Genomic DNA, 19,418 nt, shown 5'->3' with positions numbered 1-19,418 from the left:
TTTTGGAATCCAACCCGAAAATAGCCCGCCTTCGGCGGGCTATTTTCGGGCTTCAAAGCTGAGAGTTCCTGCCCGAAGGGCAGGAACTCTCAGCTTTGAAGCTCATACTGAGAATTGCTGACTTCTTTTGGAAAAGTATACAAACCCCTTCTATCTTTGATAGAATTAGAGACGCTGTTTAATCCATCCTCAGAGAACCCTGCGTTCATGGCTAAGAAAAGCATGATCGAGCGCGAGTTAAAGCGCGAGAAACTGATTGCCAAATACTCGGCAAAGCGGCAAGAGCTGAAAGAGCAATTTGCAGCCGCTACTTCCCAACAAGAAAAACTTGAAATCCATCGTCAGATTCAGCAATTACCTCGCAATAGCGCTCCGAACCGCCATCGCAATCGTTGCTGGCTCACCGGACGTTCTCGGGGTTACTACCGTGATTTCGGTCTGTCCCGCCACGTGATTCGTGAAATGGCCCACCAGGGATTGCTTCCTGGTGTTGTTAAGTCAAGCTGGTAAGGGCTTGAATGAATTTAATAATTGAAATCAGGGGCAGATAGCTGTGTGCCCCTGATTTTTGTTTGCTGCCTTCCGGCCGCCATTCGTTAACCCTTCTTCTGCCAGTACTTGTAGGCCGCGTAGGCCATCGTTACCACCCCAGTTATGATCGCTTCCTCATTTACCTTAAACTGCGGGTGATGCAGAGGATGGTTGACCTGATCCTCAAACGCCACCCCTAGTCGAAACATCATGCCGGGAGCATGGCCCAGGTAGAGGGAAAAGTCCTCGGCTCCAAGAGACGGTTCTAGAAGAATGCGGACGCGATCGCTTCCCCACGCCTCCGATGCGGCAGATTCGACAATCTGCGTCAGGGTAAAGTCATTCTGCACAGACGGAACCCCCCGACGGTAGTTGAGGGTGTAGCGGGCCTCATAGGTCTGGCAAACACTGGCAACAATTTGCTCAATCCACTCAGGTAAGCGTTCGCTGGTTTCAGGGTGGAGCGATCGCACCGTTCCCAGCATGCGCACCTGGTCAGCAATCACATTGGGAGCGCGACCGCCCTGAATTTGACCAATGGTGAGCACCACAGGGCGCAGAGGATTCTGAGTACGGCTGATAGCCTGCTGGAGCGAGGTAATCACCTGGGAAGCAATCCAGATCGCGTCGATCGCCTCATGAGGGCGGGCACCGTGGCCCGATTCGCCAATAATCGTAATTTCTAAATCATCTGCGGCTGCCGTCAGCGCTCCATAGCGGACGCCGATACTGCCCCCCACCACCGAAGGCCACACGTGCACTCCCAGAATGGAAGATACCCCCTCCATGACCCCATCGCGGATCATCCAGTGCGCTCCCTGCGCCGTCTCCTCCGCAGGCTGAAAGAGGAATCGGGTTGTTCCTGGCAGAGGTACCCCCAACTGAGCCAGAATCATCGCCGTTCCTAGACCCACAGTTGTGTGCACATCATGGCCGCATGCATGCATGACTCCGGGGTGACGAGACGAAAACTCTAAATCTGTACGCTCCTGAATGGGCAGCGCATCCATATCTGTGCGAATCGCCAGGATTCGTTCGTCCGTTCCTTCGCCCCGCAGTTCTGCGACGACCCCCGTCTTCCCCACCAGCTCCTGAACATGGAACCCGAAAGAAGACAGCACCCCTGCCACATAGGCGGCTGTTTGGTATTCCTGGCCGCTTAACTCGGGATGGCTATGGATATGGCGGCGAATTTCAATCAGGCGGGGGGCAAGGTCGGTAGCCAGGTCTTTGATGCGACTAAGCATGGATCCTCGAACGTTGGGGTGTAGTCTCAATAATAAAGACTTGTTAAGGCATTGGCCCGGACAGTTCTGTGAAGTATTGGTTTTGTTATGGACAAATCCTACGTAAAATCAATACTTCCCAGAACCCTGTTTGGGCCTTGCACAGAGGTACAGGATTTACTAGGTTTAGTGGAGTTAGTGCATCTGCACTCTAGCGGAATCCCCATATATAGTGTCATGATGATTGAAAGTCTACATCTGTAGGGTTTGACCTGCGACGTACTTTCCCTCCCGGACGCATGACCTACACCCTTTCTGCGGCTAAGCTGCAAACCTACGATCGCTGCCCGCTTGCCTATTACTTCCGCTACGAGCGTAAGTTGCCTGGAACTGCTTTCTACGGTTCAGCTATTCTAGGTACGTCTTTACACCAGGCATTAGCGCAAATTTACCACGATTGGCACTATCAAGACGCCATCCCTCGTCGGGATTGGATTGACTATTGTTGGAGCCAGCATACCAAGGGCCTGAGTGAAAACCAGGTCATCGAGGGGCGCAATATTCTACAGCGGTACTATGAGTTTTTCATTCGCTCTGAGAGTACCATGCGTCGCCCGGTGGCGGTCGAAGGCCGCATCCAAGGCACCCTTCAGGTCGAAAATCTAGAATTCATCCTGTCAGGTCGTTACGATCGCCTCGATTATCTGGATGATGGGCTGGAGTTAATTGACTACAAATCGAGCAAGGACACAGAACCTGCCCTGCCCGATGATATGGATTTGCAAATTGGCCTGTACTACCTGGCATTAGAACAACGCTATAACCGCAGCTTAAAACGGCTCAGCCTGATCTACCTGCGAAGCTCGGAGAAAGTCAGCTATGAAGTAACACCTGAGCATCGGGAACAGGTGCAGGAAATCGTTTCTGAACTGGCTGTGCAGTTGCGCTATGACCGCAAGTGGGCTCCATTTCCTGGGGAACAGTGCAATCGCTGTGCCTATGCTCGCTTCTGTCCCGAAATGCGGGCTGAACCGGATCCTTTACCCGAGGAAGCTCGGCCAGAATCAGGTTTGCAATTAGTCCTTAGCCTATAAAGCTCAGTTTGTTAGGTCTTATCAGTCCGGCTCCCTTAAGGGAGCCGGACTATTTGGCTTTAAAGCGGCTGTCATGACGGCTTTGAATGGACACTACAGGACATTCGGTGTGTAGTTCTGAAAAAGCTGACAATCGCCCTTGCAAACGGTGATGACGGTTTTGACCCCCCCGCGCCGAGTGAAGTCTCCAATGACTCGCATACCCGCAGGTTCCAGTTCATCCCAGAGGCGATCGCAAATCACGTTCACAACGCCTTCATGGCTGATACGCTGATCCCGGAAAGCGTTGACATAAAGTTTGAAGGCTTTCAGCTCTACCACCCAGCCCTTCGGTTGATAGTCCACCACGATCGTTCCAAAGTCGGGATACCCTGAGCGAGGGCACAGTGCCGTGAACTCTGGATGTTCCAGGTGGATGGTGTAGGCATTGGAGGACGGATTAGGCCACTTTTCAAGGGGCTCCTGAGCCGCTTGCTGGATGGCCTGGTCGCCATAGTTCAGCACAGTATGAGTCATAGTGGCAGAAAATTTCTGGATAAAAGACGCAATTTTCTATTTTACGATGGGCGATCGCCCTTAATAAAGCACCCGTTGATCGTGTTCCCAAGGTGTGGTCAGTTGTGATGGGAGGGGGGCTAAGCCCTCCTCCCATCACAACTGACTCCCTGAGTCATTATTTTCGTGGAAGATCTTCATGAGGATTGAACACAATGGTTGAGAAGCATGTGCAGGAAATCCCTATGGATGTGAAATGGCTGGAGTGGGCTCAGAAATTGCAGGCGATCGCCCAAAACGGTCTGACCTACAGTGAAAATCCCTTTGATATTGATCGTTTCCAGCAGGTGCAGACCGTTGCGGCTGAAATTATGGCCACCTACTCTGGGATGGAACCGACCTATGTTCTTGACCTGTTTAAACAGGAGAGTGGATACGCGACACCCAAAATAGATGTCCGAGGGGCTGTCTTTCAGGATGACAAAATTTTGATGGTAAAAGAACGGTTTGACGGTCGCTGGACATTGCCCGGTGGCTACGGAGATATTGGTGAGCCCCCAAGCCTCGCTATTGAGCGAGAGATATTTGAAGAGTCTGGTTACCAAACCCGTGCAGTTAAATTATTGGCGCTCTACGATCGCAACCATCCTCGCCATAACCATCCTCCCTTTGAATACCATATCTACAAGCTGTTCTTCCTCTGCGAGTTGATTAGTGGGTCTCCCACAAGCAGCATCGAAACGGAAGAAGTCGCGTTTTTTGCAGAAGACGAAATTCCGGACTTGTCCCTGACGCGAGTCGTCCCCAGCCAGATTGCGCGACTATTCGAACACCATCGGAACCCTGATTGGCCTACAGATTTTGACTAGTAGACCACGGCCTAAGTTCGTCACCTATTTTTTGTGTGGGGTGCTTCGCACCCCACACAAAAAATAGGTGATACATTTACGCCTCAGCATACTAGAGCCTTAGTACTTCACCACACCAAGTTTGGGATCTGTCAAAATCCTTGTGGTGGCCTAATAGGAGGAGCAGCAGAACAATGGAAAAAGCAACGTTTGGGGCCGGATGTTTTTGGGGTGTTGAAGCCGCCTTTTGTCAAATCAATGGAGTAGTGTCTACTTCGGTTGGCTATATGGGCGGGCACTTCGAGCATCCCAGTTATCTTGATGTACTGTCACGGATTACTGGACATGCTGAAGTGTGCCAGGTCGAATACAATCCATCCATTGTTCAATACGACGAGCTTCTCAATACGTTCTGGCGCATTCATGATCCCACCAGCCTAAATCGCCAGGGAGCTGATCGGGGAGAACAGTATCGTTCTGTCATCTTCTACCACACGCCCGAGCAGGAGCGGCAAGCTCGAAGCTCAAAGGCAGAGCGCGATCGCTCTGGTCAGTACAGCAAACCTATTGTGACGCAAATTCAACCCGCATCTCAGTACTGGTTCGCAACAGAAGAACATCAAAAATATTTCGAGAAGAAGCGCATGCAGCAGTCTGCAATAAAAGACTGAGCCACACAACAATGAATTTGCAATGTCCAATTTGATTAATGAGGTTTCTGCATAAGAATTTACCCAGAATGTTGGTGCTTTGCCCGCTTCGCGGGCAAAGCACCAACATTCTGGGGGTAATTTCATTACTGGAAATCTCCTAAGTACATCTGGTAGTATGCATGTCGTACCACACATTACCTGCCATATTTAATCAAATTGCTGTATGAGGCTATAGCCATTCGGTGAGGACAAAGAGGGAGCAGGCTGCTCTCTCTTTGTCCTAAATTGAAGGTTGCCGCTACTCAGCCGGAGTTTGTATTACACGTGATCCGCCTATAAATTCACGGTTTCTATAAAAACAAATGATCATGTGACCCTATGTCAGAGTTTTCCAAGTCATCTGCCGTTGTGATTCAAATTTCGTATCAGGAAGCATTCCCAGCTTTTTGTTCGTAATAACCCGAGATGTGTTCGTAAACATGCTCTGGGAATTGTAATTCACGGTAAACATTGCAGGAATCTGGATCATCCGGTGTTGGACAAATGGGGAATTCCTGTTGTTGTTGCCATTCCAGAATGCGATCGCGCTTCGGTGGATTGTAGTCTTTTCCTTGCACTTGCAACACCAGCGCCCGAGCTTCCGTTTCACCCATGCCGGGGTCTTTTTGCAAGTACGCTATCACTTCGTCTTCATCCAGAAAATGCCGCGCCACCATGGCGAAGGTTAGCCGCCCATAATGCCCAATGTCTGTACCATCCTCCAGGGCATCGAGCAGATGCGCCATCATGGCACTCTTTTGCAGTTCTTCTAACATGTCAACAGCTCCATTTCTCATCATCGCGCTTCCTCCGTTATAGAAGCTAAATGTGAGGGATGACGTCTATCTCAGGGCCTGTCATAGTTCGATTGTACTAACCACCAAAGACTGTCTTTTTACATACACCAACATGCTCACCAATTTTCTCAAGCCCTTGGTTTTACGTCCACAACGTACATGCAAAATTAAGGGCTTGAGAAAATTGGTGAAGGTATTGCTATCAAATGGTTAGTGAGGGCATCAGAAGCTATTGAAGGCAATGCCTTCAATAGCTTCTGATGCCCTCACTAACGGGGCCAGGGCTATATTGGCTGAGCGCGTAGTGCTATATAAAAAGTCGCCGTTCTTTGAGAACGACGACTTCCTGATTGAATACGCTGTTATAGGGTATTACAAATTGGCGATATTGAGACTATCTGATAGCCTCTTACAGCCGTTCCCAAGCTTGGATAACAGTTTGCAAAGCTTGAGGCAGGCTGCTTTCTTCCAGGTCAATATACGACACGGTACTGTTCATAGCCTGTATCGTCGTTGTTGGATAATCGGCCAAAGCCGCAGAGGTCAGGTAGCGCATCCCATTCAAGTTAGGAACTTTTTGCTGGCTAAGAAGTTGTTGAAACTGCTGCACTTGCTGGGGTGTAAGGCGCTTAATGACCGTCGTTCGGGGCACTGATGAGTTGATCCCATTGGTAGTCGTGCGAGACAAAACACCATCCTGAGTGAGGAAAGTTTCCGTCGTATCACCGCGCAAGCCACCCGATACCATCATTTTGAAAACGACGTCAGTGCTGGGCAGAGGAAGTTGTCCCTCCGCCGGAATAAACGATGGTGTAATGCTGACGCCACTGCCACTGGCGGTTATATTCTGCACGATGCGTGAGCCTTCCTGGTCAACGTGGTAGACCCAGCTTTGGCGATCGCCCATCACAATCACCCGATATCCCGAGATGGCAATCCGCGTGCAGGCCTGGCCCGGATTGAAAATACCCATGCAACCATCAAAGGTTTTTGGCTCGGACTCAATCACTCGTAGGGTGTTAGCAGGAACATTGGCCTGCTGAGCGATCGTCGTAAACAGGCGGTCTACAACTTGGGGGGGTAACTCAGCGCTGTTCTCGCCTTCCATCTTGATCTGGCGTGCCTGCAAGTCAGTGCGGTACACCCAGGTTTGTTGCCCATCTGTCAGGGTTACGCGCCATCCCTCAACCAGGGCCATCATGCAACGCTCATTAGGGGCGGCCAAACCTAGGCATGCATCGGGCCAGGTTTCGCGAGTAGCACTGAGAATTTGGACATCCCGCGGGTGCAGGTCGAAACGGCGAGACGCATCCCGCTGAATGCGTCGAGCGACCTGCCGGGGCAAGGAGGAGGAGGGGGAACGCCGCGCTTGAGCCATAGTCACACCATCTGATGGCGTGGCAGCGATCGCAACGGTTTGAGAAAGAGTTTGGGATACGCCGCCAAACATCATCATGCTCATCAGGGCGATCGTCAAAACTTTCTGGGGCTTTTTCATTCTCATAGATTGCAGACGAACCATAATTTCCACCAATCAGCCGTGAGGACTTCAGAAACTTACTCTCTTACCCTAATGGCTGGTTAGGGGTGAACCGGGCGTTGTTACAAAATTAGCTACAGCATATCTTGCTAGACGGTTATTTCTTGTGTTTACAGACCGGGAAAACTAGCCCTGACTTGGGCTGACAGCGTTTATCATTCGGGTAAGACGCGTGGAATATGGCCACACGTCTTACCCGAATGAGAAGGGGTGCAAGGTCGCTGTCAGCGTAACCCAGGGAGCTGTAGCCAAGCGATCGCGCATCGTCTGCTCATCGGGTGTCTTCTCCCCCAGAATCCGTCCTTCAAATACAACGGTCACTTGCTCCGTCTGAAAACACCATGGCTCTACCTGAAGTTGGGTAGGGTCTCCATTCATGGGAGCCAGAGTCAGAACCGTACGTCCCATTGGGATGGGGACATCCGCAAACTCCTGTTGTTGCGTGACTCCCATACAGATAGCCAGTGACAAGGCATCGAGAGTTGCTACGAGGCGTTGATTGTGGGCGATCGTCTCCGGTTTCACGTAGAGTGTGTAGGCCGGATCCTGCCCCAATTGCTGAATCAACTCCTGCTGAAATGCTTTTTCTTGTTGCAAGAAGGCTTCGACAATTTGAGTCGATTCTGGTGATTGTTTCCAGTGGGTGAAGCGCTCATATAAGCCTGTTCCATGAAGCGACACGAGTAATGCGGCATAACGCCCCATCGGCATGACCAGATGTTTAGCCCCAGCCCACAGTTGAGTATGCACTGCGGGTGCGACTTCCATAAAGCTGTGGGGATAACCTGTTTCCGGGTTAAAGGTTGGAGACGCTTCCCAGGGAAGCCAACCAATATCATGCTGTTCTGCCCCTAAACAAACCGCTTCGTAAGGTGAAACCGGGCCAAAGCTCTCATTTCCCCAAACCTGGGCTAGTTGCCCTGAAACCCAGGCATGAGTGGGTTGGGTGATACAAATGCGCTCCGAACCAATGGTGCGATACAACATGGCTGTCCTGCTGAGCAATACTTGATAGGCGGATAGGGCTTGAGCAGTAGCTGAGGTGGGGAATGATTTGGGCGATCGCCCTCCAGCCAGATTCCCAGCCCTTGGAATTGGCGGGGTTTGCATCGTTTACAGTGGAACTGATTATTTCAACTAGAAACAATCGATTGATCCCAGCCTTTTCAAGGCTAAATGGTTTACAGGTGAATGCCTTCATGCCAGGGGCTAGTGTTGTGCCCAGGCTGCGTCAACTTTTTATTAACTGCCTACTAACCGCATAGGTTATACGTCTTTCTGAGGGCCGCGCGATGCATAGCTCTTAAAAAGACCTATAACCCGAACTGAGGTTTTATTAGCAATACTCTGGACAGTTTTTCTGAAACCGTTGATTTTGCGTGCGCTTCGCGCACGCAAAATCAACGGTTTCAGAAAAACTGTCCGAACTAATGATTAGGATAAGGGGAGTACGTACGGATAAAAGTATGGCTAAGGAAGAAAAACCACTTACCGGAGAAGCCCTCGTTAAGGAGGTGTGCCGGCGGATTCGGGTAGCCCGCAGCTATTGGGATGCCCACAATAATGCGGCCTGCCGGGGAGAACGCGAAAAAGCTTTGGCCCTCTACAACACCCTTACTAAGGAACAAAAAGATCAAATTCCTCAGCAACTACGCATCTGGCTCCGCTATCGCAGCGAAAAATACTTTGGTCCCCATCGCACACCCCCTCAATCGAAGCGCAAGGCAAAGTAGCGGTGTCAAATTGGGTTGGATGGACTGCAAAGAGAGCCACGCTCTTTTTGCAGTCATACGCTAAAGTTTGCCTTCAAAGCGTTGATACCAGAGGATATTGCCTGCCACAGTCAATGTCAGGGCGCTTCCTCCACCCACCCAGGCCAGCATCGGATCGTAGCCACTTCGGCCCAGCGTTTCCATCCACCGATGGGTTAACTCGGAAGCGACAAACTGATCCGCCATGAGGGGAAAGAGATACATCAGCGCAGCCCCTACAATGAGCCAGCCCACCATCGATGCGAGCAGGAAAATAGTTTTAGCCGTTGACTGAGTACCCATGGGCGATCGCATATAAAAACTACCGTCGAGATTACCACGACCCGCACCCAGCCATTATTAGGATTCGTAATGGCCTGACTAGCTGCTCCACCTCTACAGATACAACCAGGAACTTGCTGTCAAATAGAATCCGGAAAGTGGGCGGGTGAAGCCCACTCTCCGGATTCTATTTGCTAAGCCCTTAGGACAAGTTATGTTTGAAAAGCGACGCTCAGTAAGGCTTTTCAAACATAACCTTCCTGGTTTAAGCGCGTCGCGCTATTAACGATTGATTTCAAGTGTGGTGAGTGAAATTCACCACACTTAAAATCAACGAACCTCTTTTTTACCGTTGCTGTGTAACGACAAAAAAGAGGTTTTGTTTAGTTTTGGATCAAGACGATCTGTGAGTTTACCCAAAATAAGCCGGCTCATTTCCGGGCTTCCATTTGATGTTGCAGCCAATGCTGGGCTTTTGCTCCGCAGGGATGGGTTGTCCGGCTAGCACTGCATCCAGGGCCGCGCGAAGATCACGGCCATCGACAGGAAGACCATTACTGGGGCGGCTGTCGTCTAATTGCCCCCGATAGACGAGATGGCGATCGCTATCAAACAAGAAGAAATCCGGCGTACAAGCAGCCGTGTAAGCTTTGGCGACATCCTGGCTGGCATCATAAAGCACCGGGAAAGTGTACTCAAGCTCCTGGGCCATCTGCTTCAAGTTTTCCGGAGAATCATCTGGGTAGCCAGAAACATCATTCGCGCTGATAGCCACAATAGCGGCCTTTGAAGCATAATCCTTGCCTAAGCGGGAGAACTCCTGCTGAACGTGTTTCACAAAGGGGCAGTGCCGACACAGAAAGATGACCAGAAGGGCAGGTTTTCCTGCAAAGGTTTCCAAGGAAACAGTCTCACCAGTCACAACATCCGGCAACTGAAAATCAGGGGCAGCAGTGCCAAGGGGCAACATGGTTGAGGCGGTTAGTGCCATAAATAGCGCTCCTGTAAAAACGTTGATTTCTTCTTACCCTATATAAGCAGCTCAACTCAATTAAACCTAGAACCCCAAATGCTGCACAATCCTGCGAAAAAGTGCCTCTTTCAGCCAGTGTTAAAACATGCTCAGAACTGACGTGTTTATGTTGTAGTTGGGGTGCTTCGCACCTCAACTACAACATAAATGCTCTAGATATAGCGGACTTGCGTAAATCCTGATGCTCTGGAAATAGACATGAGGCAAAGCCGCAGAGCTATCTTTAGCAATTTATCAGCTCGCTGATCCAGAAAATTGGGAAAGAGACACCAAATATTAAACTAAAGTTTTTTATGATCTGTATAGGCGATCGCAAACGTTCTATCAATTTAGCCCTTATACCAAACCAATATGAAGCTCCATATAAAACGGTATAACATCTATCTTTAGGATGATGGGTCTAAAGCCATTACGTGGATATCTAGGGCGCTAAAAAGTAAAGCTTCAAAAACAAAATCTTACGTTCTAGTCCCATGAAGCTTATGCAAGAAATTATGCTTGTTCTGCATAAGACTAGGAGACAGACTGAGTGTAATTCGTTATATGTAGAATACGTATCCCTAATCCAAATAGCGAGCTGAGCTAAGGCAACCTGAGCATTTCTCTTCATAGAGCAAGCTCAGAGTTTTACTGGGTATAGGCCGGAGACCAATAAAGATAGAAGAATTAGGCTCCCATTTCTAAGGAAAGGTAGCCTGGCAAGTCGTCTGATCGCAGTCCAGTGTTGTCAACAGGTTTACAACGAGAGGTAGAAGCGATGGAGCAACAGCAGATGGAGAAAAAAACCAATAGTGAAATGATTGGAACCACCGTAGGCATTGCCCTGCCCTCTCAAAACTTTGATGTTTGGGCAATTGCTGTTCGCAAGCAAATGCTGTCTGCATTGAAAAAGCGTGGGCATCAAGTCGAAAGTTAACGCGTACACAGAATAACGCTCAACATACAAAAAACTACTTAAAAGTGAATCGTTTGTATTTCTGGACACGAGATACAAACGCCTCCGCTTTCTTCAGTAGTTTTTGGCACTATCGCAGCATATCAGTACGTTAAGTACAAAAGGAATCGGGCGTGTTTTATATTCCGCGCCCGATAATTTTTATTCCGCTAAAGAGCTCGGACAAAATAGAACCCCATTTTTTAGAAAGCTCGACTACGTGAAGCTTTTTAAAAAATGGGGTTCTATTAAATTCACGATCCTAAGGTGTAGCGGTTTCTCCGCAGTACGCATTCACATCCTGAACCAGAGGAGCCTCTCGTTCTGTTGCAGATTGAAACTCGCTGCGGGCCTTTTGAGCGGCTGTAAAATCTTGTGCATTGAGAGCTTCAGCCAGGGTACGGGCCGATGTACTCACATCCCCATAGAGGTCGACAAACCGTTGCTGAAATGATTCTAATTCCTCATCTGATAGAGAAATGGCTGCCATTTCTTGCCGCCCTCGATCAAAGCTACCGGCTACTCTTTCCAACGCCTCAGCATTGGGTTGATTCCCAGCACTTACGATGGTCTGAACCTCGCCCACAGTTTTGTTGGTAACCTCCGTCAGACGGTTGCATTGTGCTGCACGATTATCACTACACCCCACAGCCAGAAGGGTACAAAAAACTGCGATCGCCCATTGAGATTGCCGCACAATTGAATACACCATAACCCGATCAGTAAAAAGAGCGCGAGAACCAACCTGAACCGCCAACGCGGTACAGCCATGAATCACCCTGGGCAACTTACATTGTAGGGAGGGCAGCAGAGAGTGTGCTTAACCCGATGTAACCCTCAATACAGTTACCCACGGTTACAGGCATAACCGTGTCGGTCTAAAGTCTATCGCTTATGAACAGTTTAGAGAATGTACGAAACGTTGATTCTCATTCTTTTCCACACAAAAAAATACGCAAAAACGAGCACTTCATCAGTGACAAATGTTCGGCAAAATCAAGGACTTGGGAAAATGGCAGCAATTCTCATTTTGAAATCAGGCCCGAAAACCGCGCGCCGAAGGCGCGCGGTTTTCGGGCCTCAAAGCCAAGAGTTCACGCCCTACGGGCGTGAACTCTTGGCTTTGAGGCCCATACTGAGAATTGCTGGGAAAATGGCGAGCATGTTGCAGATTGCGTCAGGCTATATTTCAAGCCCTCAAACAGAATTGCTTACACCACAAGAGATACCTTTGACCCGTCTATAGTCTTGTTCACCTCAATACGCGTCTGGAAAGCCTCCTTCAACCGCGGCATGTGGGTGACCGTGAGGATGCAGGCAAAGTCATCAGCGATTGCCTGTATCGCAGAGATGAGGCGATCGCACCCTGCCTCATCCTGAGTGCCAAACCCTTCATCCACAATCAGCAATTGCAGTGCCATCCCCGAACGTAACGCTAACAAGCGGGCCAACGCCAGGCGGATCGCAAAATTAATCCGAAAGGCCTCACCACCCGAATAGGTTTCGTAGGGGCGAGTTCCTCGAGCGTCAGCAATGAGAATATCGAGTGTGTCGATCAGACGAATCGCTTTGCGGTTACTGCCCTTACGACTGCGTTGCGTAACAAACTGCACATGCAATTGGTGGTTGCTGAGTCGCCCCAGAATTTGATTCGCCTCCGCCTCTAATTGGGGCAGCACGTTCTCAATCATGAGCGCCTGGATACCGTTCTTACCAAACGCTTGCGCCAGTTCTTGATAGACCCGCAACTGACGACGCGACGCTTGTAAGCGATGAGTTTGCTCAATCTGCTGGGTTTTCAGCGTTTCCAGGTGCTGCTGTTGCTGCTGCAACCGCCCAATCTGAGCGATCTGGTCATCCAGTTGTTGACGTCGTTGTTGTAGCTGCCCCTCCATCATGTAAATCGCGGGTTCCGGATCGGGCTGTTGCTCTAACTGGTGGGTTAACGCCTCTACTTGATCGGTTAGCACCTCCAGGCCTTGATAGCGCTCCCGAATCAACCCTTCCAGGTCTTGCAAGCGTTGCGCCAGTTGGGGGTATTGCTGTTGAGCTTGGGCCAACTCCTGTTGACGGAGGGGCCACTGTTGAGCCTGCCGTAGAGCTTGACGGAGAGCGGTGTGGTGATCCAGATTGTAGGCGATCGCAACAATCTGTTCCTCCAACTGCCGAATCTCCTGCTGTAAAGGAGCAGTGGCGATCGCAGCCAGTTGCCGCTGAATCTCGGCTTGCTGTACCTCTAGATCGGGCAAGCGTTGGAGAAGATGCGATCGTCGCCGTTCTGCCTGTTTCAGTTCGGCCTGACGAATTTCAGCCCACCGCCAGCGATCAACCTCACCCCGTGCTAAGGCATGGTTTTTGTCGTCATAGTTGAGTTGGGCCAGGGTGGTATCCAGCAGCGCCAACTCCTCCTGTAACTCAGGCGCATACTGCTGGTGCTGGAGAGCAGATTCCAGTACAGCCTGCTCCTGCAAAAGCTGCTGCAACCGGGTCTGCCCCTCCGAGGCACCCTGAAGCTGCTGTTGCAATTGTCCCCGCCGTTCCAGAACAATTGCGTATTGCGCCAACTCTTGCTCCAGTTCCCGATATTCCTGACGCAGCAGTTGAATTTCTCGATCTGAAGTGGTGAGCTGCTCTCTCAGCACCCAAATTTGTTGCTGGATATCCTGTTGTTCCATGTAGTAGCGCTCCAGCACCAGCGCCCAGTGGTGCTCATCGAGGGGGCGATCGCACAACGGGCAGGGAGGAAATTCGGCCTCTTCCACTACCTGCTCTGCATAATGCCCACCTCCTTCACGTACCCCAACCGACATGACTTCTGCGTGGGCCGTCGCATCTTGAGCGTGGCTTCCATGTTCCCCATGCTCCAACATGGCAATTTTGTGGGCCAGTTCCGCCAAATGGGCTTCATATTTACGTTGTCGCTCCTGAAGCCGTTCTAAAAAGTTGCGTCGCTCCACGCCTTTTTCCCGCACCTGTTGCTGGTAGTAGCGGCGTTGCTCTAAATAAGCAATCGACGTGGAAATTTCGAGCACGGCCTGACGCAAATGGGGTTGACGTTGCTGCTGCTGTTGAAGCTCCTGGGTGGCGGTACGTAATTCCTCTAAACGAGCCCCCATGCGGGTCTGGAGGCGGTCGAGATCCGCCTGAATGTGCTGCCGTCGCTGTAATAGCGGAGCCGCCTCGACCTGCTGCTGGTCGAGAGCCGCGAGGCGATCGCGTGCCCGTTGCAAGTGCCCTAAAGCAGTCTCCACATCTCCCGACTTTCGCAGAGTATGGTTGACCTCTTCCAATTGTTGCTGCAGGTTTTCCTGCTGAACCTGAAGAGTACGCTGCTTATCCTGGAGAGTCGACACATGGGCCTGGAGCTGGGATTGAAGCGTTTGTAATTGCGCCGTTGCCGCCTGATGGGCGTGAAACTTAGCAGATTGGCTTTCCTCCTCAGCCAGCAGACGGTAATACTCCTCACATCCGACGGCGATCGCCTCCGCTTGCTGAAGCACCGCTTCTAAGGCTTTTTGCTGCTGGCGAATCTGGTGTTGTTCTTGCGTTAAACGCTGGCAATCTTGATGAAGCAATTGCTGCTGTTGTTGTAACAGGCCCAATTGCTGCCTCCAACCCTGCCGTTGTTGACGAACGTGTTGAAGTTGCTGCAGAACCTCCTGGTCGTGGGCTTGCTGCTGGTGCAACTGCTCCAGTTCAACGGTGAGGTTGGTGTGGGCGATCGCCAACTGTGACCCTTGCTCTAATTGAGTGCTGAGACTATCTAGCGTCCGCTCCAGTAATTCCACTTCAGCTTTCAGTTGGCGTGCTTGTTCCTTGGCCTGCTCAGACAGTTGGTCGTAGCGATCCAGTTGCAGCAGATCGGCTAGCACTTGTTTGCGTTCACCGGGCCGCTTCAGCATGAACTCATCAGCCCGGCCCTGACGCAGATAAGCGGAATTGACGAATGTTTCGTAATCCATTCGTAGGGTTTGCACAATCAACAGTTGGGTAGCTCGCATTCCCCTTCCGGTGAGGCTACGAAACCCGTTGTTCGTCTGCACTTGAAACTCTAGTTGACTCGTTTGCCCCCGCACGCGAGAACGAATGACCCGGTAAGTTTGCTCCTGGCACTGAAAGACAAAATCAACTCGGGCCTCTAACTCTCCCTGGTGGATCACGTCATCGTCAGTGCTGGCTCGTCCCTGCCCCCAGAGTGCCCAGGCGATCGCCTCTAACAAAGAAGACTTCCCTGCCCCATTCGCTCCACAAATGCAAGCGATATGCAGCCCTCGGAAATCCAAAGATGTATCCCGATAGCTCAAGAAGTTTTTTAGGGTTAGCTGTAGAGGAATCATGCCAACCAGAGATACTGTGTGATCTCAGATTAGCAGTACGTCTGAACTTTAATACATCCGCTCTGACATTTTTTGCCTTATTTTATCGGGGTTTGGACGATTTTCATTGTTCTCTATATGAGGTAAAACTCAATATATGGTGTAGAGCTACTTCTCAAACATTTTCAGCCTATATATCTTGCGTTCAAGCAAACGAAGTCTCGATCCCATGAAAATTCTTTATGTAGGAACAAGCTTTCCCCGTGAAACGTTTCACAGTACTCAAACACCATTCAAAATTCTTCTAGAAAAATAATTATTTGTAGTGAGTTTTCAGATCCTCAAGTTTTTGCAGATCTAAGGAGATTTCCAATAATAAAATTATCTCCGAGATGTGGATGCTTTGCCCGCTTTGCAGGCAAAGCATCCACATCACGAGTAGATTCTTATGCAGAAATCTCCTAAGGATCTGAAGTTTCTTGGCTTAACCTTTAAGTTTCAATAGCTCCTCCATCGAAGCCAATAACTTAATCCTGGCAGATTCAATTTGGAAATTAGAATTCACCTGAAATTTCCAACCCACATTGACAGCAAATATTGGGGTCTGAACCTTACCCGTCACCTGACATTCATAACCATCCGATTCTGCTGGCTGAACCGAACAATTTTGAGGAAAAAGTTGTAATCCTCGTGCCTCTGCCTTTAGATAGGCTGTAATCGCTTCTTGCCCTTCCATCGCTGTATCAAAGGGCGGAAATAATATTCCACAGGGCGCAAAGAGTGCAGCGGCCGCATCAAAATCCTGGTTATTTAGAGTTTCGAAATAGGTATTGATGAGATGGGTTAGAGCAGGATGATCTGGAAATTCAATGAGGTTGGGGCGATCGCTCACAGATTTCACGTCCATAGGAAAATAGGAACCAATGAAGGAATAAGACCATTATCCTCCCAGTTTTAATGCCGAAGTAACTCTGTCAATAGTCAGGTCAGTTTATTCTTTCCTTGGCGGGGTGATCTATTTGTCTATAATTGATAACTTTTCAACAGCGAATTGAGGAATTATTGTGTCTTATACAACTACCAATACCTACCCTGATTTAGTGCAGGCTTTTCAACAATTAGATACCGATGAACAGCTTGCATTGTTCTGGTATATCTACACTGAAATGGGCGAATCTGTTACCCCTGCAGCCCCCGGTGCCAGCACTGTTTCCACCAACGTAGCCGATTCACTTTTCGAGCAAGTGAAGGCGATGTCCCGTGAAGAGCAACTGCAAGTACAACGGGATCTGATCGAGCGGAAGAACAGCCTGATTAGCCGCGAATACGGTGCTTTCAGCGACACTACCAAGTTGCTGTTCTGGTATCTGCTGGCCGTAGGCATGAGCAATAACACTATTATTCCAATGCCTGCCGACTATGAACTGAGCCCCGAAGCAGAGGATCTCTTCACCCAAATCAAGAATCTGGAATTCCAGCAGCAAATGACTGTTTTCCGGGATTACGTTGCTCCCATGGGCGTTGACCCCACCACCGCTGAGCACGATCCTGCAACAGGTTTGTAATTTGAGGGCGATCGCCCCCTAAACCCCCAAGAAAAGGACGCAGTGCTAAGTGCTGCGTCCTTTTCTTTTATCACAATAGCCATTTGGGTTAGGACACGAGCAGGGAGCGCTTCGCACTCCCTGCTCAACAAACACAGAATGATGCGAACGAAATACCACATCATCCTGTTTTTGCTTATTCAAGCAATGTCATATCAGCAATTCTCAGTATGGGTATCAAAGCCAAGAGTTCACGCCCGTAGGGCGTGAACTCTTGGCTTTGAGGCCTGAAAACTGCGTGCCAAAGGCACGCGGTTTTCGGACCTGATTTCAAAATGAGAATTGCTGATGTCATATATAGCAATATGCAAGTGCGTTAAGTGCAGTGGTGTGTGGCACGAAGAGTGCCACACACCACTGCACTTAATCAACCCACACAGCGCTATAAGAAATGATATGAGAAGTCATCCTTGAACCGAAGGACTCAAAAATTTCTGCTTTAATCCTCACAGAAGCAATCAGCATGGGAGCGGAGGGAGTCTTGGATAACCTCAAAGTCATCGTTATTGGCGCTGGAATGGGTGGCTTGACCGCAGGCATCGCCTTGAAGCAGGCCGGGTATCAGGTGGAGGTCTACGATCGCGTGCGGGAACTGCGTCCTGCCGGGGCCGGGATTTCCCTCTGGTCAAATGGCGTAAAGGTATTGAATCGGTTGGGATTGGGGCAGGCGATCGCCAACATCGGCGGGCAAATGAACCGCATGGCCTACTATGACATGCACGGCGAACTGCTCACGGGCTTTAGCTTACAACCGCTCATTGATACCGTTGGGCAACGCCCTTACCCCGTTGCCCGTACCGATCTACAGGGAATGCTGCTGAATGCCTTTGGAGCCGATGACGTACGGCTTAACTTCCGATGTGTAGGGGTGGAGCAGGATGAGAATTCTGTCACGGCTATCTTTGAAGATGGTTCCACCGCGACAGGAGATGTATTGGTGGCGGCAGATGGGACTCACTCCTTCCTGCGGAGTTATGTTCTGGGGGAAACCCTGGAACGGCAGTATGCGGGCTATGTGAATTGGAACGGTTTGGTTTCCATCAGCGAGGATTTGGCTCCAGCAGATAGCTGGGTGCTGTATGTAGGTGAACATAAGCGAGCCTCCCTTATGCCCGTGGGTAGCGACCAGTTCTACTTTTTCCTGGATGTGCCGTTACCCAAAGGCACCGTTAGCAGTCCCGACACGTATCAAGAGGAATTATTTAGCTTCTTCAAAGGCTGGGCGGCTCCGGTACAAACTCTCATTCAGCGTCTTGATCCAACCAAAACAAACCGCATCGAAATTCACGATGTCCCCCCCCTGCAAACCCTTGTCAAAGGACGCGTTGCACTTCTGGGCGATGCAGGCCACAGCACAACTCCAGATCTGGGACAGGGCGGCTGTCAAGCATTGGAAGATGCATTAGTCCTAACCACCTATTTGCAAACCACCAACTTAAGTGTAGAAGATGCGTTACAACGCTATGAAGCTGCGCGGAAAGATCGGGTCGCAGATATTGTGACTCGTGCTCGGAAACGATCGGATGTTACCCACGGAAAAGATGCAGCTAAAACTCAAGAATGGTATGAGGAATTAAAAACCGAAGACGGTAGCAACATTATGGGAGCTATTTCTCGAACAATTTTAGCAGGACCCTTGGGTTAGCTATAGGTGTAGGAGTGAATAAAATTCACTCCTACACGCACCAGTATTTATAGAAAAATACACATTTTTTCGGACGGATATGCAACAAATTCGCTACACTATTGCCGATATTAATCAAATGAATGAGGATACGTTTGTTAGTACCTTTGGTGAATTATTTGAGCAAACACCAGCGATCGCCCACACCGTTTACCATCATCATCCTTTCACATCTTTAGAAGCTCTGTATGATGCTATCAGCCATACAGTTAAAAGCCTTGAGCCAGAAGCCCAACTAGCTTTCATCCGCGCTCATCCTGACTTAGGTAGCAAAGCAAAGATGGCGGATGCATCAGTTCAGGAACAGCAAGGTGCTGGGCTTAATCAACTAACCCCCAAAGAGTTTGAGCGGTTCACTCGCTTAAATCAAACCTATAAATCAACCTTCGGGTTCCCCTTTATCATTGCTGTGCGCAACCACACCAAAGACTCTATTCTTGAAGCATTTGAGCAGCGCTTGCAAAACTCAGCGGAGCAGGAACGCGATCGCGCCCTGCAGGAAATCATCCAGATTGCGAAATTTCGATTGAGCGATCGTGTAGAAGTTTAACCTTCTCAAACAAAATCTGGTGTTGCTAAATGCAGGGGTGA

19 protein-coding genes are annotated in these 19,418 nt (G+C 49.8%); 9 read left to right on the top strand and 10 right to left on the bottom strand.

What is annotated here, in order from left to right; genetic code table 11:
* The first annotated feature begins 207 nt into the window (after positions 1–207).
* Positions 208–510 (top strand): 30S ribosomal protein S14, encoded by a 303-nt coding sequence (rpsN, locus tag NDI52_RS03635; protein ID WP_190771999.1) that lies wholly within the window; start codon positions 208–210, stop codon positions 508–510.
* An 86-nt stretch (positions 511–596) separates the two neighbouring features.
* On the opposite strand, the gene NDI52_RS03630 is transcribed toward rpsN, so the two are convergent.
* The gene (locus tag NDI52_RS03630; RefSeq protein ID WP_190772000.1) at positions 597–1,778 is read right to left on the bottom strand and encodes a M20 family metallopeptidase; all 1,182 of its coding nucleotides are present in this window, start codon (positions 1,776–1,778) and stop codon (positions 597–599) included.
* A 278-nt stretch (positions 1,779–2,056) separates the two neighbouring features.
* Between NDI52_RS03630 and NDI52_RS03625 the strand changes: the two genes are divergently transcribed.
* Complete coding sequence (locus tag NDI52_RS03625; RefSeq protein WP_190772001.1) at positions 2,057–2,851, top strand: PD-(D/E)XK nuclease family protein; 795 nt, start codon at positions 2,057–2,059, stop codon at positions 2,849–2,851.
* A 93-nt stretch (positions 2,852–2,944) separates the two neighbouring features.
* Here NDI52_RS03625 and queF read toward each other — a convergent pair whose 3' ends face one another.
* Complete coding sequence (gene queF, locus NDI52_RS03620) at positions 2,945–3,367, bottom strand: preQ(1) synthase (RefSeq protein WP_190772002.1); 423 nt, start codon at positions 3,365–3,367, stop codon at positions 2,945–2,947.
* Positions 3,368–3,591: 224 nt separating this feature from the next.
* Between queF and NDI52_RS03615 the strand changes: the two genes are divergently transcribed.
* Positions 3,592–4,215 (top strand): NUDIX hydrolase, encoded by a 624-nt coding sequence (locus NDI52_RS03615; RefSeq protein ID WP_190772035.1) that lies wholly within the window; start codon positions 3,592–3,594, stop codon positions 4,213–4,215.
* Positions 4,216–4,388: 173 nt separating this feature from the next.
* Positions 4,389–4,865: a peptide-methionine (S)-S-oxide reductase MsrA gene (gene msrA / locus NDI52_RS03610; protein WP_190772003.1), complete on the top strand. Its 477-nt coding sequence runs from the start codon at positions 4,389–4,391 to the stop codon at positions 4,863–4,865.
* Between the two features lie 407 nt (positions 4,866–5,272).
* On the opposite strand, the gene NDI52_RS03605 is transcribed toward msrA, so the two are convergent.
* The 3 genes from NDI52_RS03605 to NDI52_RS03595 all read right to left on the bottom strand — a co-directional run bounded on the left by NDI52_RS03605 (position 5,273) and on the right by NDI52_RS03595 (position 8,333).
* Entirely contained in the window at positions 5,273–5,686 is a 414-nt protein-coding gene (locus tag NDI52_RS03605; RefSeq protein WP_242045914.1) for a hypothetical protein, read from the bottom strand.
* 406 nt (positions 5,687–6,092) lie between these two features.
* The gene (locus NDI52_RS03600) at positions 6,093–7,181 is read right to left on the bottom strand and encodes a hypothetical protein (protein WP_190772004.1); all 1,089 of its coding nucleotides are present in this window, start codon (positions 7,179–7,181) and stop codon (positions 6,093–6,095) included.
* A gap of 234 nt (positions 7,182–7,415) precedes the next feature.
* Positions 7,416–8,333: a DUF3891 family protein gene (locus NDI52_RS03595; RefSeq protein ID WP_199308025.1), complete on the bottom strand. Its 918-nt coding sequence runs from the start codon at positions 8,331–8,333 to the stop codon at positions 7,416–7,418.
* A 356-nt stretch (positions 8,334–8,689) separates the two neighbouring features.
* Here NDI52_RS03595 and NDI52_RS03590 point away from each other — a divergent pair, with 356 nt between their 5' ends.
* Positions 8,690–8,956, top strand: a complete 267-nt coding sequence (locus NDI52_RS03590; RefSeq protein ID WP_190772005.1) for a Precorrin-3B methylase — start codon at positions 8,690–8,692, stop codon at positions 8,954–8,956.
* Positions 8,957–9,016: 60 nt separating this feature from the next.
* Here the strand turns inward: NDI52_RS03590 and NDI52_RS03585 are convergent, their stop codons facing one another.
* Entirely contained in the window at positions 9,017–9,277 is a 261-nt protein-coding gene (locus NDI52_RS03585; protein WP_190772006.1) for a hypothetical protein, read from the bottom strand.
* Positions 9,278–9,668: 391 nt separating this feature from the next.
* A complete protein-coding gene (locus NDI52_RS03580) occupies positions 9,669–10,247 on the bottom strand; it encodes a thioredoxin family protein (protein WP_190772007.1) in 579 nt (192 codons plus the stop codon).
* 799 nt (positions 10,248–11,046) lie between these two features.
* On the opposite strand from NDI52_RS03580, the gene NDI52_RS03575 reads away from it, so the two are divergent.
* Positions 11,047–11,205, top strand: a complete 159-nt coding sequence (locus NDI52_RS03575) for a hypothetical protein (RefSeq protein WP_190772008.1) — start codon at positions 11,047–11,049, stop codon at positions 11,203–11,205.
* Between the two features lie 280 nt (positions 11,206–11,485).
* Here the strand turns inward: NDI52_RS03575 and NDI52_RS03570 are convergent, their stop codons facing one another.
* From NDI52_RS03570 to NDI52_RS03560, 3 genes are all read right to left on the bottom strand, one after another.
* Positions 11,486–11,935 carry a hypothetical protein gene (locus NDI52_RS03570; protein ID WP_190772009.1) on the bottom strand — a complete coding sequence of 150 codons (450 nt, stop codon included), beginning with the start codon at positions 11,933–11,935 and terminating at the stop codon, positions 11,486–11,488.
* Positions 11,936–12,434: 499 nt separating this feature from the next.
* Complete coding sequence (locus NDI52_RS03565; RefSeq protein WP_190772184.1) at positions 12,435–15,560, bottom strand: AAA family ATPase; 3,126 nt, start codon at positions 15,558–15,560, stop codon at positions 12,435–12,437.
* 463 nt (positions 15,561–16,023) lie between these two features.
* Entirely contained in the window at positions 16,024–16,446 is a 423-nt protein-coding gene (locus tag NDI52_RS03560) for a ketosteroid isomerase family protein (protein ID WP_190772183.1), read from the bottom strand.
* A 157-nt stretch (positions 16,447–16,603) separates the two neighbouring features.
* Here NDI52_RS03560 and NDI52_RS03555 point away from each other — a divergent pair, with 157 nt between their 5' ends.
* From NDI52_RS03555 to uraD, 3 genes are all read left to right on the top strand, one after another.
* Entirely contained in the window at positions 16,604–17,104 is a 501-nt protein-coding gene (locus NDI52_RS03555) for an orange carotenoid protein N-terminal domain-containing protein (RefSeq protein WP_190772182.1), read from the top strand.
* A 520-nt stretch (positions 17,105–17,624) separates the two neighbouring features.
* A complete protein-coding gene (gene hpxO, locus NDI52_RS03550; RefSeq protein WP_190772181.1) occupies positions 17,625–18,788 on the top strand; it encodes an FAD-dependent urate hydroxylase HpxO in 1,164 nt (387 codons plus the stop codon).
* Positions 18,789–18,867: 79 nt separating this feature from the next.
* Positions 18,868–19,377, top strand: coding sequence for a 2-oxo-4-hydroxy-4-carboxy-5-ureidoimidazoline decarboxylase (gene uraD / locus NDI52_RS03545; protein WP_242035957.1), 510 nt, complete (start codon positions 18,868–18,870; stop codon positions 19,375–19,377).
* Positions 19,378–19,418 lie beyond the last annotated feature (41 nt).

The organism is Leptolyngbya sp. PL-A3 (assembly GCF_039962325.1).
In the GTDB taxonomy this organism is placed as follows: Bacteria; Cyanobacteriota; Cyanobacteriia; order Elainellales; family Elainellaceae; genus Vacuolonema.
This window is presented reverse-complemented; position numbering and strand designations above follow the sequence as displayed.